Source organism: Serratia proteamaculans (assembly GCF_013337185.1).
GTDB lineage: Bacteria > Pseudomonadota > Gammaproteobacteria > Enterobacterales > Enterobacteriaceae > Serratia > Serratia proteamaculans_D.
Window position 1 is genome coordinate 607,068 of the sequence record NZ_SWDE01000001.1, and the last position, 18,146, is coordinate 625,213.

An 18,146-nucleotide genomic window follows, 5' to 3' on the forward strand; every position below is an offset into this window, starting at 1 on the left:
TCATGTATCAGGGCTATCCGGACTTTCAGCAGATTATCATTAGCGACCAGCTTAGGTTTATCGCTACCTATCAACAGAATGATGGCTATTTCTTATACCCGGACTCGGTCAGCATTCTGGTCGCGGATCCACTGGCTTTCTCGCTGGATATTGTTCGCAGCCCCAGCACCGACAGTATTTACGGCTGGCTGAATTTCACTACAGAACTGCAGTATGCCGCAGGCCAAAGTCTGGTGAATTTCAAGCAGCAACACCCGGATAAAGCGGTGAAGGTGTTGCCGGTGTTACCCGGTAGCCTGGGGTTTGACGTGCCGATTGAGTATCACAGCGCTCTTCGCGGGCAAAGCTATGACGCCACCTGGTATTCGGCTCAGTGTATCCAGTTTATTATTTTGCTGAATTCGGCCAGTACCCAGCTGATTGAGAAAACCCTGCTCGATGATACCATCGGTTTTAATGCCCGGCTGGACGGCTTTGTTGAGGGGGTATCGCCGCGCCTGGCGTATTCCGTCGAGTTTGATCCCCGCGCGCTGATGCTGCTCCTGACCGACGGAGCCAAAGGCACGCCTCTGGTTAACGATGACCGGGTGGCGTTTGACTATGGCCTGCTGACGCAATATCTCTACCAAAATCTGGCGCGGCTGCCGCTGCAAATCAGTCCCCCCTTACCGGAGAACCAGCCCGAGGAAAATCTGCTTTTCAGCCAGACGTTCCTTGACCGACTCTACAATCTGTTGGGCTCTCCCTACGCCGGTCCGGCATCCAGCAATACGGCGATGATCGCCCTGCAGGTGCCCGCTCAAGGCGGCCGGGTGATCTTTAAACTCGACTCGGTGGTGCTGAGCCAACGCCCGCTGTGTTTTATACTGGATCCTTTTGCCGCCGCTCAGCAAATCGCCAAAGTCTCGCCCGAGACCATTATTCACCGCACTACCGCCCCGCCAATTCCACAGGGTGAACGGGAGATAGACGTTTTCTACGCCTTCCCGCAGGGGTTGAAAAGCAATGTCTCTATCGATATTCAGATCACCGTGCCACCAGGGTTGATTTACCCGATGGAACAGAGTCAAACCCAACTGCTGAATTCTGACCAGAGCCGGTTGACCTTCCGCTTTTATACCAGCGAGTTGGAGACAGAACCTTTCTTCTACCAAATCCGGGTTAATAATACGCAACTGGGCGGCTGGCCCTCCAAAATCGGTGAACGGCAAGCGTGCGACCAACGCGCTCTGGTGTTGGATTACGCCGCGCTGCCCTGTCAGTTTCTGACCATCAATATTGATCCGAGTTTTGCCCGGGAAAGCCGAATTAGCGGTCGCTATCATTCTGCCGGCTGGCAGCAGGATTTTACCTTAACCACAGCGGCACCTTATTTCAGTTACCCAATCCTCGGTGATGAAACCTACGCCGAAGCAACCGCCTATCAGCTTGCCGGCAGCGGCGTCGTACCATTGCCGATGCCGATTACCCAGCCCACCACCATCGGGGCTTACAGCTTCCCGCAGTTTGGCTCACAACGAGCGCGGATCACCGTCATTCTGCCCACTGAAATGCTCAAAGCCACGGTGCTCTTTCAAGCCCAGGGCACCGACCGCACTACGGAGCATACCTTCACCCACCAACAGAGCAGTTTCGATTACCTGTGGACGGTCACTTCTATCTTTGCCTGCGGATTCCGCTACCAGCCCCCTTCGGGCCAATGGTCGGCGTATGTGACCGGCGATCAAACGATTGATATAAAAGGTGAAAAATGAACGCTGAAGATTTGAACCCTCAACAAACGCTACAGAACTTTTTCCTGCTTGGCCGAGCCTTCGCTTTCCACGACCAAACGCAGCCGCCGGAATGCTACACCTACGGCAGCTTTACCCCGCAGGTAGTGCTGGACGGCAAGGTCAGCGCGCTGCATTTGCTGACCAGCCCCGGCGGCGGTCTGGCGACCTTTATCGCGCCCAATCTGCCGGTGGATACCGCGGCGATTGAAGCCTATATCCGCCAGCATTTCATTCCGGCTCCGGGAAAAATCAGTCTGCAACAGGGCGACATACGTCAGTCGCTGTTTCTACGCTTTGTCCACCAGCCGGAATCCGGCAGTTATAACGTCGAATTCGAACAGTCAAAAATGCCGCTGACCCATGCCGAAGCCGGCCTGCTGGACAACGCCATTCGCGGAGCCAAGAGCCAGGTTTATCTGGTGACTCACAGCCGGTTTAGCGTTAGCAGCCGCGTTGCTGCCAGATTGGAAACCGACTGGGTGGCATTTCTAACCCTGGCCTTTAACCAGCAGGCGCGTCAACCCGAAGCTATCGCTATTTTGCTTAATCAGCAGATCGACGCCGGGGTGATCACCCTGCTGGAACAGTTCGATAATGATCCTTCGCAACAGACCCGCGAACTGGTCAGAAACTCACTGGTGAATACTGCAGCACTGCTGGTCAGCAATACGCTGCGTAACATCCATTCCATCGATGAAATCCCCAGCAAGATCAGTTATGACGTCAGCTACAGCAATAGCGTGCCGCAACGCTATTTGCTGGTTCAGCAGCAGGATATCGCCACCTTGCTTGGCCAACTGCCCGCCGACAGCATTATCACTTTTACGCCGACCCCGTTACCCGAACCTACCCGGCCGGATAAGCCGATAAAACACCGCGAATGCGTGGTGAGTCTGGGGTTCAATCCCAAGAGTTTTAACATCATGTCGATCGAGCTGCGCTATGCCCAGTCGCAAACGCCGATGCAGTGGCCCAGCTTCCCCCCGGTCACCTTGAAAACCACTGAAGAGGTCAGCGTTATCACCCTGAAAGTGACGTTTTCCGACTACACCAGCTATGAAAGCCAACTCGGCTGGCAAGACAGCCTGGCGCTCACCCCGCAAGACCTGGGTTTCTATAGCCTGCTGTTTGAGGCCGAACCGCTGAAGGCGAAATTTAAGTCGATTAGCGGCACCGCCACTTATCAGCCGGCAGGTCAGGCAAAAAAACAAAACTTCAGCTTTTCGTTTGCTGCCCAGCAGTGGCAGGCCAACTGGTGGATTAATGCCCATGCCGCCGGTTTAAACGGCCGCGTTGACTACCAATGGCAAGGCAAACTCGACTCGATATTCCCCAAAACCTACGACTCTGGCCCGCTACAGGCCAGCGCCAGCCCCGTCAAACTGCAATACAACAAGTGACATAAACAAGAGGAACACCCTATGTTAACCACCGCTTTGCAGCAATCGGTCAAGATCGCCACGGATAAATATCTGGGCATTAAGGAATATGCCTTTACCTGCTATGGCGACAGCATTGATAAGAATACTTTCTATGTGGTGCCCGAGATCCCGGTGTTTGTCGCCAGGGATGCCAAAAGCCCCTATTTCATGTTCTACAAGTACCGTGGTGAAGACAACCAGGGCGGCTATGCGCAATTTACCGTGATGCTGCCGCAGCCTGATTCGGAGATGAAAAACAAGATCGCTATCGAGTTGCTCGGCAAGCTTAAAGATCCGCTGATCGCGAAGTCCACCCTGATCGTCAAGTATGTTCAAGCCGAGCAGGCCTCGGTGGCCGACCCCGAAAATGCGACCAAAAAAGCAGCTATGGATACCGCGTTGCGCAATACCGGTTTAAATGACGATCAGGCTGCCAGGTTTGTCGCGTTATATGACAGCAACAAAGGCAATGACCAATTCGTGCTGGAATTGACGCCGACAGAAATCAAGCTGCAAGTCCCGAGACTCACCTCGGCACAGGCTTCATTGATTCTGGACAGCAACGAGAAATTCTACCGCCAAATCCCCACCACGCTGTCGCCATCAGGCCTGGGTGATAACAATACCGTTTTCAGCCTGTCGTTAACCGGCGAAGGTGCCACCCTGTTCGAGCAGGTATTGAAAGGCACCGATAAAAACTCCAGCGTTGGCATTCGTTTCGACTTCAACCTGGATGCTTCCCTGCCGGCGGCCAAAGTTACGGTCAGCTATGACAGTGAAATCACCAAATCGGTGACGCAAAGCATCACCTACCACACCTGGTCGGCCGATGAGAAAAAAATTGAGCGCGAATATATCGAAAAAGGCGCGATCAAGATCGATGTTCAGGTCGGGCTGACCGCCGCAGAAATGGGCATGACCGCGGATCAATACATTAAATGGAAAGACGGGCTAACCGCTTGGGGGCAAAAGCAGGTAGAACAGATTTTAAGCAGCCAAACCGGGTTGGACATGAGCCTGGAATTGCTTAATGAAGCCGACGGCTTTGATAAATTCAAGTCCAGCCTTAGCGAAACCAAAAGCTTTACCCGCGTTTATGATGAAAACTCGGTGGTCTCTTTCTCCATCGCCCCTCAGACTCAGTTGCCGTCTATCCAGTCCATTGTCGGCGAAGCCAATCTGAAAGACTATTTTAAAGAGTACGATCTCAACGATCCTTTCTACCAGTACATACAGCCCAAGTTCTATGTCACACAGGATTTGGCACAATATAACGTCGCCAATATCGTGGTGACCGCCGTCTACGACAAAGACAACCAGAGCACGCTGCAGTTTTCCCCAGGCGACAGCGAGCCGAAAGAAACCGGCAAATGGTTTATCAACCCCGAATTGGGTCGGGCATTTAAATACTCCTACACCGTCAACTTCACCGGCATGCAGGCCAAGCCCTATCACTCTGGCGAACTTCAGAGCGATCAGGATCTGGTTATCTCCATCAACGTGGCCGAATGCGGCATCGTTTATGCCGATATTTCTACGCTGCTCGATCCTATGGGCTGGAAAGTCTTCAGCCAGGTGGTGATTAAAACCCAATATTCCGATCCCGATAAGGGGGTCAAACTCAAGACTGACAGCCAGATAGTCAGGGAGTCGACTCCTCCTCACCCCTTTATTTACCCGATTGGCATTGACGTGGATAAGCCGATTTATTTCTCCACCGATTACCAGACCCTGGATGGGGACAGCCTGACCTACATCCCCAGCGGCGTTGAGACCAACCCACAACTACCGGGTTATGGGCTGATCCGCGGCCACCAGATCGTGGTCGCCAATGCCCTGCCGAAAGAGCAGAAGTACACCATTATCTTCAAGCCAAGCCAGAAAGATATCTCGCTCATCACCTATGAAATGGTGGTGTATTACCCGAAATGGGACTTTACGCAATCCCAATCCCTTGCCCTGACCGAGTTTGATCCTAAATCCCTCACCCAGTACCTGACCTTCGACCTGATGCAGGCTGAAAAAGACAACGAGGTGAGGATCCATTACGTCGCTACGGTGTATTACGGGCCTGACAATCTGGAAAAAACCGTCAAGAAGGATGTGACAGGAACCAGCACCATTGTGGTGGTGACTTTCTGATGTGCTGAGCACTCCAGGGCAAAGCTTCTTTGCCCTGGATCTCCTTCATAAAATGGGATGGTCGCTATGAACAATCAGGTCGTAGTGCAAAACATCTGTTTTATCCGGGCCGATCCGGACCGGCCCATTTATTATTATTGCGCGGCCGCGCCGGGCATTAGCGTTATTGACGGTGACCAACCGGCGGTCCAGCTACAGATATTTAGAAACAGCAGCCAACCGGCCACGGTTTACTATGCCATGCTGTCGTTGCAAACCCAGTTAACCAGCAGCCCCGAGGCGGCGCAGTCGGCGGCGGCAGCCAACCCGGACATGCCGCGCGACGCGGTGTTATTACCCTTGCAGGCGATCGCTTGCAGCGCCACGCTGAACATTCCCGGCTTTATCGACGGCCAAACCAGCAAGACCTCACTGAGCGACCAACAAAACTGCTATCTGTTGGCCAAATTACCGGCTGACGCGGATATCGCTCTGCTGGCCAGCCTGATGGCGACCCCCGCCACGGCGCCCATCGCCATCAGCTATAAAATTGACTATCTGCTGCAATTGCCGCCAGCCACCTTTGAACTGGAAGCCCGTTGGGATCAGGTTTATCAATTTCTGCAGCAGTCGGTCGGTTTCAACCTGCTGTTTTTTTCCGTCGATATCGAAGAAACCTCATCGCAATTAATCAGCAAAAAAGTGGTGACCATCAAAGTCAGGGACACTGACCCCGATGGGCACTTCAGGCAGGCGGTGGCCGAGTTGACGCAGATCCTGACCGGCGAGTTTTTCACCCCGGTGTTTGCCGAAGTGCCACAACAACCCAAGCCCAGGGCCGGTTTTTATCTGCAAAGGCTGTCGGTTGAGGATATTGACCAGCGGCGTTTAAGCGGCAAGCTGAGCGAAACCACGGTGGTCAAACGTTCGCTTTATCCGCAGGCCCTGTTTGCCGAACTGGTCGCCGGCACCGACTATCAGGCCAACCGGGTGATCAGCCAAACTGACCTGCAGGATGACTTCTTCGCCCACCGTGAAGTTCGGATCAACCTGCTGTCCGACGAGCTGGACGTTAACGTCCAATTGGTGATGGTGCGCCTGCGCTATGGCTCGGACAGCAAGCAATACACCTTCCGCCTGGGTGATATCGGGCCGAAGTTATTCAGGTCACCGAGTATTACCGACCCTATAACCGGCAAAATGCTGTGGCCGGTCGAATACAGCTTCACCGTCTATCTCAATCAGGCGGTAGGCGGCGTGAAATCGGTCAGTTCCGGCGCGCTGCAAACCGAATTGAACGATGTCTATCTGGATATTGAGTCTGTCTACGGCCGCTACGATTTTGTCATTGAGGCCGCCAGCCTGTTTGACTGGCGCTGGTACCAGTCGATCCTGGTCACCCTGCGCTGCCGCCATAGCGGACAGCCGCTAGCCAGCCTGTCGAAAAGCTTTCAGATTAGCCAGACGACGCAGCAGAACAGCTATCCGGTGATGCTGCCCAACCCGGATCAGTATTTGTTTGAGGTCACCAAGGAATACAACAGCGCCGTTAACTCGCCCCATATCTCTGCGCTGTTAAACGAACCGACCAGCCAGGATGTGTACCTGGTCTCCAGTCTGTATCACCAGCGGGTGTTAATGATTGCCGCCAACATGGACTGGCAACAGATTGCGTCGGTGCTGGTTTCTGCCAGCTATGCCTATTTGCCCGGCGATGACGCCCCGCCTTTGCAGCAAATTTTTCAGTTTACCGCCGACGATGCCGCCCCTCAGCGTTTTAGTGCCGACCAACTCGACCCCGAACGACTTAGCGTCGATCTGGAAATTTGGTTTACCTACCAACCGGACCAAGGCGGGGATAAGCCCGATTACGTCCAAACCGCAACCGTTCAAGACGATATCGATATCGCCAACCTCATTTAAGGAACCATCATGTTATTACTCAGAGCAAGAACTGCCACGATCAACAACATCACCTTCTTTGCCGACGACTCCGATGACAAGCAGTTCTGGTATTTGCCCGGTGATATCCATATCGCAGAAAAAGACGGGAGACCGATTTTTTCATTGATCAAATACACTGGTGACGGCAGCGGTCAGCAAGGGGGTTACATCAACTTCGAGGTCAATACCTCGATCGATGCCAGCGAGTTGGACGCTGCATTTAACGAGTACCTGCGTAAACTCAAAGTTGATCCGAAAACCGCCCGCAAGGCCCAGGTGCCGTATGACAAAGGCACGGTAAATTTCTTCGTGCTTGATGTCGGCAGCAATGCCAACGGTGAGTTGATCAGCGCGCAGTGCCCCAGCCTGTTTGGCAACAATAGTGCCATCTTCAGCGCCAAACTGACGCCGCAGCAGGCGGTGATCCTGGAAGCGGCCTTTAACAAAGCGCAGGCATCGGCGGCCGTGGCCTATAACCTCAGCTTTACCGGCATCACCCCAGCGTTAAAGGTCGAGGTAGAAGCCAAATTTGAAAGCATCTACAAAGAGTTCGACCTTAAATTTGGCGCCAATATCCCGATCCCGGTGGAAACCCCGGCCAGTTTTTGGCTGGGCTTTGACAGCGTGATCAAAAAACTGCAGCAGGATCAGAAGTTGATCATCAAGGTCACCGAGAGCATGCCGAGCGAGGAGGAAGCCAAAGAGAAAGAATGGGCGCTGCAGTTTGTCAAAGAGGAGATCCTGAAAAGCTTCTTCACCGCATCGCTCAAACCCAATGATGACAGCAATACTCAGGCCAAATCAGCCAGCGACTCCATCCTGGAATCTCTGCTCGCCAGCGGTAAAGAAGACGGTGAGGAAGGCGGCAAAGGCGGGCTGTTCCCCAGTGCCTCGCTGGAAATAAAACTGGTGCGCATCGAAGAAACCAAAAGCCTGAACTTCAACTACACCTCATCAAAAGCCCTCAGCCAGTCGGCGGTACCGCAAAACTTTATCGGCAGCGACATTCTGCGCGCCAAAAAAGAGCCGCCTTACTTTATTGAAGTTAACGTTAACGATCCTTTCTTCCAGAAAATCGACTTTACCGTGCTGGGGCCGGATGGTTTTGACGAATACGGCATCAAGGCCGCTACCTTCAAAATCGAATATAACAAACAGGTTTATACCGCCGAACCGTTTGTCACCGACGACGGTAAATGGAGCAAGACCATTTCGCGCAGCCCTGACAGAAATGAGCTGTTTGTGATCAACAGCGAATATGCCTTCAAGTCTGCCGCCACCACCGGCTGGGAAGGTAGCACCAGCTACAAGCAGCCGTCGGCTTCAGCTTCAACCCTGCTGAATTTGGATCCTGGAGCGGTGCTGACCTTCAACGAGATCTCCATCTTCCTCGACCGGAAATTCTCCTGGGAGAATTACAATCAGGTGATCGTCGAACTGACTTACCTGGACGACAAACAAAGTCGCAAAACCAAGAAGTACCAGTTTAATCCGGATAAAACCGAGGAGCAGACCTTTAAGTACCGCTGCCTGACTGAGAAGCCCTGGACGGTCGATTACAAAATCACTTACCTGCTGGTCGGTGGTGACAGTGTCACGCGTGATGGCAGCGAGAATCCGCCGGCCATTGTTATTCCGGCCGTGGCATAGGGAACTGACGATGGTCGAACGCAATACGGTATTACCAGCGGCATGGAACGCCCTGGTAAGCGCCCTGTGTCAGGAGGCGCCCTATTTACGCCGCTCACTGGTGCCCGAAATCGCGCGCTTTAGCCAGGCACGCCAGGCTTCAGGCTGTTTGTCCGCGGCCTTTAACACCAGTCTGTTGGGGTATAACGGCAGTCCACTGGAGTTCACCGTCTCGTCGTCAAAACCGCAGGCGCTTTCCTGCACGCTGGACCCTTTTTTACCACGCTATGCCGAAAATCGTGGGGTTGAGGCTTTTTATCGGCACTACCAGCAAATCACGGACTCGCCCGCGCAGGATGATGTAGAGGCCTGTTTGGCTACCATCAGCCAGATGCAGCGCCAGGCGGCCCAACCTCTGCGCTTTGGCTCCTGGCTTGGGCGAAAATATAGCCCGGAGACGGTTAAAACCAAGGTCTACTCCGAGGTCCCGCCCGACAGTACGGTGGAGATTGTCTGGCCGGATTACCCCGCCGCGGCCTGCCAACTGGCCGGCTTGTCACTGCTGATGGTCGGTTATTACCCGCAACAGATCGACTCGCCGCGTGAGTATTACTTCCAGTGGCACAGTGCGCTAATCACTGAAGCTGATATTGCGGCAGTCATGGCCTTTTTTGACTGTGAACGGCTGTTTCCAGCGCTGGCACCGCTGCTGGAACGTGCCCGGCAACAAACCCTGAGTCGCGAAGGTTTTCCACCCACCACCTACGGTTTTAGCCTGGTCTATGGCCCCGGAGGTGAACTGGAGAGCTTCACGCTGTTCACCATGGCGGCCAGTTTCTTTGGTGATAACCCGCGAGTGTTCCCCGCGCTGCAAGCCTTGTTGACACAAAGCCAACAAACCATGCCCTTGTTGCAATGCGTCATGACCGCGCAAGTTCCCCTGCAGTTCAACGTAGTGGGTTTTTCACTGGATATGCAGGGTCGTCATGCCATCAGCTGCACTTTTAGCCCGCAAAATACCCACTTCGTAGTGCAGCCGCAGCAACCGATTTCATCCGCCGGCACTAATGAGAATTCCAGCTTAAGCGCGTTACTGAGTCAACAGTGTGCCAGTGGCGCCTTTGCCGCCCATGTCAGAACCCCGGACGGATGCTGGCATCATGATGAAAACGCCTTTGTGACCGCGCAGGTGCTACGCACTCTGGATCACACCCCGCAGACCGAGCCTTATATCGAGAAGGCGCTCGACTTTTTAATCGCCTGTGAAACCCGCCCGTGCCATTTCAGCTTTTGGCCGCCCACCGCCCATCCGCCATGGATGGCGAACCAGAGTATCTGCGCCGACATTGACGACACCGCGATTATCACCGAGTTGCTGTACAAGTTTGGGCGCATTTCACTGTCACAGGTCGGGGAGACGATTTCGCACATGAACGGCTATCAGCTACGCCGGGTCGATCCCCGTCAGGCCGCCGAGCAGCACCAATGGGCGGAGTGCCAAAGTTTTCACACCTGGATGAAAGATGATAATGACATCCGCCAGTTGGATTGCTGCGTGAACACCAATGCGCTGATCCTGCTCCACCGACTTGTGAGCGGCAGCGACGCCGTGTTACCGGCTTACCGGCGCATTATTCAAATGCTGAATCAGGCGGTGCAATGGAGTGACAACCGTTACGATCGGCTCAGTTCGCTAACGCCCTATTACGCCCACCCCAACGAATGGCGCACGGCCCTTGAGTACGCCAGGCTGGCGGGGATCCCGCAACTCACGCCGCTGATTGATGCATTGGCCCACTGGCAATGGCCCGCCGACCAATTGGAAAGCCCACTCTACCGTCGGCATGACGGGCGCTTCCTCTGGACCTCGTCCTGCCTGAACCAATTCAGAACTCTGGCCCAAACTGAATGCACTGAGGATAACCATGAATACCTTTCTCAATGACCTGGTGGCACTGAACCAAATTATTCTGCTCAATGCCCGTGAGCAGTTTCCTGACGTTGAGGGTAAAAAGCTACGCTACCGGGCGGCAGCGCTAATGCGGGAAGACGACCTGACCGCCGAGGTCTGCACCGAAATCGTTTCAGGGGAAACCCGCTACCAGATCGCCACCAGCACCGACGGCAGCAGTTGGCGCATGCAACTGGACTTTGCCCTGAATCACAGCATCCCGCAAATTCCCTATGTGGTGCTGAGTTACACCCGCTTTGGCAGCGTCGAAGAGATGATTTTTGACCAGGTCCTGCTGACACCACAGGAAAATCGCTATCAGGCTCAGCTGGATCTGTACAAGCTGGAGCAACGCGACGCCTTGCTGCAGGCCTTGTCGGATTACGATGCGCAAACCACGCTGGTGGTGGCAGTCAAAACCGAGCACGGCCTCACCAATACCGTCACCGACCCTAAAGTTTTCTACTTTGCCGAAAACTATTACCCGTACATTTACCAGGGCATTGCGCCACCACCGCCGCGCCTGCAGCTGATCCTCACGCCATTGCAGTATCAGCAACTCTGGTATAACTACTATCAGGACTACGTGCGCAAGAATTACCTTTATTACCTGCCGGATACCTTCCTGCTGGGCACCGATACCGATGGCAAGCCGATGCTGTCAATATCCTTCTCCGCCGGCGAGCACGCCACCTCGCTGGGGGAGATCAAAGTGACTTTTGACTACTTCCTGTCGCCCAAGGTGAACCAGGGACGCATCGCCAACGCCACGGCACAGTTTTCACAAATGCAGTCGGACGCCCGGCTGGCACCCTTCGCCAATGCGGACTCACTGGTGTTGCAGCTGGCATTGCCCGAAGGCAAAACCGAGGAAAAAAATGCGCTGATCAACCTGCAAAGCGGCATTGTCGATTCATTCACGCTGCCCGCTCAGCAGTTCGCGCTAATCTGGGACGCGTTATTTGATCGCTCACCGCAAAACCTGTTGTTGAAAGGCTATCTGGCGGTGCAGTTTATCGGTTTTAACCCGGATAACCTGCCGGTGGTACTGGCGCTGGATGCCAAATATCAGAGTAAGGTACGTGACTTTATCAAACAGACGGCACCGGTCGACATCTACAAAACCATTGAATTCAGAAGCGACAGCGGTGCCTACGACCCCTCTGGGCCGCGACCGATCAAACGCATTTTGGTGAATATCGATAACCAAACCGTCGAATTGAATAAAGATCACCCCAACCATGACGTCACGGTTAAAGTCTCGGCATTGGATCTGATCCTCAACCCGGATAAAAAGCTGATTTATCATTACGACCTACAGGTTTTCTACGTCGATGGCGGCATGACGCCCTACTACGATAAAACCTCCAGCTTTGAGATCATTTACGTCCCCTGAGGAGCGATCAGTCTGCTGTTGGCATCTGCAGCAGACTGCGCAGAAACAGCATAATCAACCGGCCCGAGGGATCGCCCCCCCCACGAGTACGTTGCAAAGCCAACCCGTGCGCCATCGCCATAAAAGCCGCCGCCAGCTCATGGGGTTCCGCGGGCGGCGTCTTACCCACCTGCTGAAACAGCGAGGCTATCACCCCGCCAATTTTTGCCTGATGGCTATCCCAGACCCTTTGATATTCGACGGCGAAGGCCGGGCTGCGCTGCGCATGCAGTTGCAGCTCTATCGACAGCATGCACCAGTCAACCTCCAGATTCAGGGTCGCCGACCAGGCTTCCAGCGCCGCAAATACCTGCTCCGGACTTCCCCCATCATTCTGGGTCAGGCCGGTGAGCTGTGCCGCCTCCGTTTCCATATGTCGCTGCAACAGTTGCAACAACAGATCCTCCTTGGAAGCGAAATTGGAATAGAACGCCCCCTGTGAATAGCCGGCCTCGCTGGCAATATCACGGATCGAAGTGCCGCCATAACCGCCGACAATAAATAATTGGCGAGCGGTTTCAATCAGCCGTTCTCGGGTCTGATGTTGGCTCTCCTCACGGGTTAAGCGTTTTTTTATCGTTTTCATCTGTTTCAACTTTACGCGGGTTGTCACTGCTCCAGTGCATTCAAGATATCACTTGATATTTTAAACCTCTACCACTAGATTTAGATATCACTTGAACTTTGAAATTCACTTAAGATTTTAATCATGATGAAAATAGAAACGGCATTTGTCACCGGCGCGACCGGTTTGCTCGGTAATAATCTGGTGCGTGAGTTGGTCTCTCAAGGGGCCAGGGTCAAAGCTCTGGTTCGTTCCATGGAAAAAGGTCGCCGGCAGTTCGGGGGGATCGAAGGTGTTGAATTAATCGTAGGCGATATGACTGACGTCGCCGCCTTTGCCGAACACCTGCAAGGTTGCGACATCCTGTTCCATACTGCGGCCTACTTCCGTGATAATTACAAGGGCGGTAGCCATTGGCCGAAGCTGAAAGCCATCAACGTCGAGGGTACCAGGCATCTGCTGGAACAGGCTTACCGTGCCGGATTACGTCGTTTTATCCATACCTCATCCATCGCCGTGCTCAACGGCGAACCGGGCCAGCCGATCGACGAAACCTGTCTGCGACGCCCCGAAGATGCCGATGATTACTACCGCAGTAAAATAATGGCGGATGAAGAGGTTTTGGCCTTCCTGAATCAGTATCCGGAAATGAACGGCAGCCTGATCTTGCCAGGCTGGATGTGGGGGCCGGGCGATCTTGGTCCCACCTCTTCCGGTCAGTTAGCCAATGACGTGATGCAGGGCAAATTGCCGGGGCTGGTGACGGGCAGTTTTTCAGTGGTTGACGCGAGAGATGTGGCACAGGCCATGATACTGGCTGCAGAGCGCGGTCGACGCGGTGAACGTTATCTGGCCGCCGGGCAACACATGACCATGCACCAGTTGGTCCCCTTGCTGGGAGAGATTGCCGGTGTCAAAACCCCCACCCGCACGCTGCCACTGCCGTTTCTCTACCTGTTGGCGACGCTACAGGAGGCCTACGCCCGCCTCAGTGGCAAACCGGTGCTACTCAGTCTGGCCACGGTACGCCTGATGGTAAAAGAGGGCAATCGTTCTCATTTTAATCACGCCAAAAGTGAACGTGACCTGGGGCTGACATTCCGACAGTTGGAACAAACGCTTCAGGATACGGTGGCCTGGTTACGCAATCACCTCAAGCCCGGCTGATCCGCCAGAGTTTGTCGATTAAGCCGTTGTGTTTCGAGTTAGTCGGCCCAGCCCGCCGACTCAATCACTCCCTACCGTAATCCGCGTCCGGTTTAATAGCGGCAGGTTTTTTGAGGGTCATTACCAATGCGATGGCTACCAATACGCCAGCCGCCAGGTAAGTCACCCGCATGCCATGGGATATCGCCTCTGCCGTCGCCAGCTTGATATCACCAGTGTTCGCCGCCAGCATAAACAACGCGCCCATGGCAGAAGCGCCGGTGATCAAACCAAGATTACGTGACAAGTTAACCATGCCGGAGATCACCCCGCGTTGCTCAGGGGCTGCATGCTTCATCAGCGCGGTATTATTGGCGACCTGAAATAGCGAGTAACCCAGGGTAATCAGGCAGAGGGGAGCCACATAGCCGAGAACGCCCTCACTTAACAACATCATCGACATCACCCCCGCCCCCAAGGTCATCACGGCGAGCCCCACGGCAGTAATTTTTTGTGCCCCCAGGCGATCCACCAGTCGGCCAGCAGGCACACCGAACAAAGCGGCAACCAGCGGCCCGGCTGACATCGCCAGCCCGGCCTGTCCCACCGTCAAGCCCAAACCGCGCGTCAGGTAAAATGGCCCCACTACCAGCGACGTCATCATCACCGTCATCACCAGTGCGCTCATCATTAACCCACTGCTCAGCCCCGGCTGGCGGAACAGCGCCAGCTGTATCAGAGGCGATGCCGTGCTGTTTTCCAGCCGTATAAACAGCCCGGTTCCCAGACCGGCGCAAAGCAACAACAGCAAATTGATGGCACCGAAATCACCCTGTCCCAAGGTCATCGACAGCGCGTAGCTGGCCAGCGTCAAACCCAGCAGCAAAGAGCCGGGCAAATCAAACCTGCCGGTGTCCTTTTGCCACTGCGGCGGGTTCCCAGGCAGATAACGATAAACCAATATAAAGGCCAGCAGCCCCAGCGGAAAATTCACCAGAAACATCGCCCGCCAGCCAAAGCCAAAAATCAATGCGCCGCCCAGCGAAGGGCCAAGCGCGGTGCCAATCGCCGACATGCTGCCCAGCAACCCCATGGCACGGCCGGTATTTTCTTTGCCCAACGTCTCACCCACCAGCGCCATGGTCATCGCCATCATCACTGCCGCCCCCAGCCCTTGTGCAATGCGGGCCGCCAGCAGCAGCCAGATATCAGGCGCAATGGCACAGAGTGCGGAAGCGACGCTGAACAGGCCAATCCCCAACAGCAGCAGGCGGCGTCGGCCGATTCTATCTCCCAGACGCCCAACCGCAATGATGGAGGTGGTAATGGTCAGCAGATAGACGATCATCACCCACTGCACCGCCTGAAACGAGGTGTTGAACGCCTGTGCCAACGTGGGCAAACCGATGTTGGCGATGCTGGCCCCCAATGAGGAAACCAGCATCGACAAGGAAAGGCTGGCGAGGATCCCACCGATATGGGGGCTGGGGGCGGTATGCTGAGTAATTGGCTTCATAGTCTGACTCCTGAAAAGAACCTGTCAGTAGCCTATGTCAGCTAATAACCTGGCGGAAGACGCAGCATATGCAGTTTATTAGTGCATGCGACGCCATGTTATGGCCGAGTTTGGCCAGCATTAAGCAGCAAACTTTAAATCGCCTTCAGGCAGATGATGAGGAACCACTCAAGGAGACAAGATGAAAATCGACCTGCTGTTTGATGACCTGTCAGTACGCGCGGTGCAATACAATGCCCGCAACTCGGTAGAGGATTTTGACGCCTGTATGGCGCAATATGCGGCGTTGGCCAGCCAGGCCAAAGCGCAAACGCCGGGGATTTATAACATCCACTACGGCATGGGCGTTGCCGAACGCCTAGATCTGTTCCCGGCCGCCAGCCAGCCTGCGCCCCTGTTGGTCTTTATTCACGGTGGATATTGGCACTCCCAACGCAAAGAGGAAGCCTGCTCGATGGCCGCCAGCTTCACCCGCCACGGGGTAGCGGTGGCCACGCTGGAATATACCCTGCAACCGGAAGCCACACTGGCGGAAATTGTCCGCGAAGTGCGCAGCGCAATAGCCTGGCTTTACCATCATGCCGCTCAATATGGCATCGATCCCGAGCGTATTTTTGTCAGTGGCAGCTCAGCCGGCGGCCATCTGAGCGGAATGCTGATTGCCGATGACTGGCAGCATCTTTATCAGTTACCGGTCAATGTGATTAAAGGCGCGCTGGCGCTCAGTGGCTTGTACGATATTCGTCCGCTGTGTGATATCTACGTCAATGACTGGATGCGTCTGACGCCTGAACAGGCGGCAACGCTCAGCCCGCTGTTTATGCTGCCGGCAAAGGCCAATGCGCCGCAGATCCTGCTCGACGTAGGTGCCAAAGAGACTCAGGGCTTTAAAAACCAGACGCTGGCTTATTACGCCGCCTGTCGTGAAAAAGGGCTTAACGTCACGCTGCTGGAAGACAGGCACTGCAACCATTTCACCCTGGTGAACGAGTTGGCCAATCCTGACAGCGCCATGTTCAAACAGGTCATGGCAATGATGATGTAACCCCGGTCGCTTAAACAGCAGAATAGTGCCCGGCTATTCTGCCTGGGTCATTTTATTAAGATTAATTGCGCCTTTGCTATGCACAAAATTGACTAAGGCGGATGCAACTCCGTAATGCTTCGGTCTCTCTGGGCTACCTGTTCTTTTTTTATATTCCATTTGGCAATATGAAAGTTCCGTTCGTTCTTTCGGCCCCGGTAAAATCACCACACAATGAAATCTGAATTGCTGACCAGCGCATAACCGCATAAAAAATCAGGTTTTATATCTTGCCATCGCTCATAACCGCTCAATTTGCCCGTCTGGTGCTCGATAGCCGGCCCGAAGCCTCCGCCCTGTTGGCCGCCCGTGTTGGGCTGATGGATTATTTCGCCTGTGCATTGCCTATTGCCCAGGGCGCACTCACCGACAGCGGGCTGGCGACGGTGAACACGGTCTTCCCCCCTGTCGGGCCTGAGAACCGGGCGTTGTACTTCGGCTATGTCAGCCACTCGCTGGATTTTGATGATTATCACCCCGCGCTGCGCGGCCACCCGACCACGGTAGTGCTGTCTGCGCTGCTGGCGCTGACCGACGATAAACCTGACGTTGATGCGCTGCTGAGCGCCTATGCGATCGGCGTAGAAGCCGCCGGGCGACTGGGGCTGGCTGCGGGAACCCAGCATTATCAGTTGGGTTTTCACAGCACCGCGACCCTGGGGGCGGTGGCCGCCAGTGCGGCAGCCGCACGCTATTTACAACTGACACCCCAACAAACCCAGATCGCACTCGGGCTGGCCGCCACCCAGGCCGCCGGGTTGCGCAGCCAGTTTGGTTCGGCCGCCAAACCGCTGCATGCGGGATTGGCGGCACGCGCGGCGGTAAATGCGGTGCTGCTGGCTCAGGCGGGTTTTGTCGGTCAGTCGGAAGGCGTGATAGACAGCCTGCTGCACTCGCACGGTGACGGGCGGCAGCGGCCGGAGCTGCTGACCGCGGACTGGGGCGCGCCGTGGCGCATTCTGCAACCGGGCCTGGAATTTAAACGCTACCCGACCTGCGGCGGTACCCACAGCGCCGTCGAAGCGGCATTCATCCTGCGTGAGCGCCTGCTCGAACAAGGTATTACCGCCGCCGATATCCCTGCGGCAATCCGTCATATTCAGGTCAGTTTCCCGCCTGGCGCCGATACCGCGCCTTATATTCGTCGCCCGTCAAACGGGGTCGAGGCGCGTTTCAGCCTGGAGTATGTCATCGCCGACGCCCTGTACAGCGGCAGCCTACCGCTGATGCATTACGGCGAAAACCCGGTTGATCCACTGATTGCTGCCCTGGCAGCACGGGTTGAGCGCCACGCCGACCTGACGGCTCCACCGGATGAGCTGGATGCAGAGTTACGCTTCCACCGCGTGACCCTGACCCTACACGATGGTCGGCAATTAAGTGACATTGTCACCAGAAAGCAAACGGCCGCCCGCCAAACCGATGTCAATGCCAAGCTGCGCAGCATTCTGCACCTGTTGCCGCACCTGGATTGTGACCGGGTGATCAGCGACTGTGCGCTGGCACAGCCTGACGCCTTGACCCGTTTAATAAAATTACTAAACCAATAATAAATATAG

General features: G+C 54.9%; 12 protein-coding genes. 10 read left to right on the forward strand and 2 right to left on the reverse strand.

Features of this window, described 5'->3' with window-relative positions:
* The first annotated feature begins 2 nt into the window (after positions 1 to 2).
* From FCL49_RS02835 to FCL49_RS02865, 7 genes are all read left to right on the forward strand, one after another.
* Positions 3 to 1,754 carry a hypothetical protein gene (locus tag FCL49_RS02835; protein ID WP_174352342.1) on the forward strand — a complete coding sequence of 584 codons (1,752 nt, stop codon included), beginning with the start codon at positions 3 to 5 and terminating at the stop codon, positions 1,752 to 1,754.
* Positions 1,751 to 3,175 (forward strand): hypothetical protein, encoded by a 1,425-nt coding sequence (locus FCL49_RS02840; protein ID WP_174352343.1) that lies wholly within the window; start codon positions 1,751 to 1,753, stop codon positions 3,173 to 3,175. Before FCL49_RS02835 ends, FCL49_RS02840 begins: the two co-directional genes overlap by 4 nt.
* 21 nt (positions 3,176 to 3,196) lie before the next feature.
* On the forward strand, positions 3,197 to 5,338 hold the full coding sequence (locus tag FCL49_RS02845) for a hypothetical protein (RefSeq protein ID WP_174352344.1): 2,142 nt from the start codon (positions 3,197 to 3,199) through the stop codon (positions 5,336 to 5,338).
* A 66-nt stretch (positions 5,339 to 5,404) separates the two neighbouring features.
* Complete coding sequence (locus tag FCL49_RS02850) at positions 5,405 to 7,240, forward strand: hypothetical protein (RefSeq protein WP_174352345.1); 1,836 nt, start codon at positions 5,405 to 5,407, stop codon at positions 7,238 to 7,240.
* Between the two features lie 9 nt (positions 7,241 to 7,249).
* On the forward strand, positions 7,250 to 8,911 hold the full coding sequence (locus FCL49_RS02855; RefSeq protein WP_174352346.1) for a hypothetical protein: 1,662 nt from the start codon (positions 7,250 to 7,252) through the stop codon (positions 8,909 to 8,911).
* A 10-nt stretch (positions 8,912 to 8,921) separates the two neighbouring features.
* Complete coding sequence (locus tag FCL49_RS02860) at positions 8,922 to 10,835, forward strand: hypothetical protein (RefSeq protein ID WP_174352347.1); 1,914 nt, start codon at positions 8,922 to 8,924, stop codon at positions 10,833 to 10,835.
* Entirely contained in the window at positions 10,816 to 12,237 is a 1,422-nt protein-coding gene (locus FCL49_RS02865) for a hypothetical protein (protein WP_174352348.1), read from the forward strand. The genes FCL49_RS02860 and FCL49_RS02865 overlap by 20 nt, the downstream gene beginning before the upstream one ends.
* A gap of 7 nt (positions 12,238 to 12,244) precedes the next feature.
* On the opposite strand, the gene FCL49_RS02870 is transcribed toward FCL49_RS02865, so the two are convergent.
* Positions 12,245 to 12,862, reverse strand: coding sequence for a TetR/AcrR family transcriptional regulator (locus FCL49_RS02870; RefSeq protein ID WP_174352349.1), 618 nt, complete (start codon positions 12,860 to 12,862; stop codon positions 12,245 to 12,247).
* A gap of 123 nt (positions 12,863 to 12,985) precedes the next feature.
* Here FCL49_RS02870 and FCL49_RS02875 point away from each other — a divergent pair, with 123 nt between their 5' ends.
* On the forward strand, positions 12,986 to 14,008 hold the full coding sequence (locus FCL49_RS02875; protein WP_174352350.1) for an SDR family oxidoreductase: 1,023 nt from the start codon (positions 12,986 to 12,988) through the stop codon (positions 14,006 to 14,008).
* Between the two features lie 64 nt (positions 14,009 to 14,072).
* On the opposite strand, the gene FCL49_RS02880 is transcribed toward FCL49_RS02875, so the two are convergent.
* Positions 14,073 to 15,503: an MFS transporter gene (locus FCL49_RS02880; protein WP_174352351.1), complete on the reverse strand. Its 1,431-nt coding sequence runs from the start codon at positions 15,501 to 15,503 to the stop codon at positions 14,073 to 14,075.
* Positions 15,504 to 15,684: 181 nt separating this feature from the next.
* On the opposite strand from FCL49_RS02880, the gene FCL49_RS02885 reads away from it, so the two are divergent.
* Positions 15,685 to 16,548: an alpha/beta hydrolase gene (locus FCL49_RS02885; protein WP_174352352.1), complete on the forward strand. Its 864-nt coding sequence runs from the start codon at positions 15,685 to 15,687 to the stop codon at positions 16,546 to 16,548.
* A gap of 269 nt (positions 16,549 to 16,817) precedes the next feature.
* Positions 16,818 to 18,137, forward strand: coding sequence for an MmgE/PrpD family protein (locus tag FCL49_RS02890; RefSeq protein WP_174352353.1), 1,320 nt, complete (start codon positions 16,818 to 16,820; stop codon positions 18,135 to 18,137).
* Positions 18,138 to 18,146: the final 9 nt, after the last annotated feature.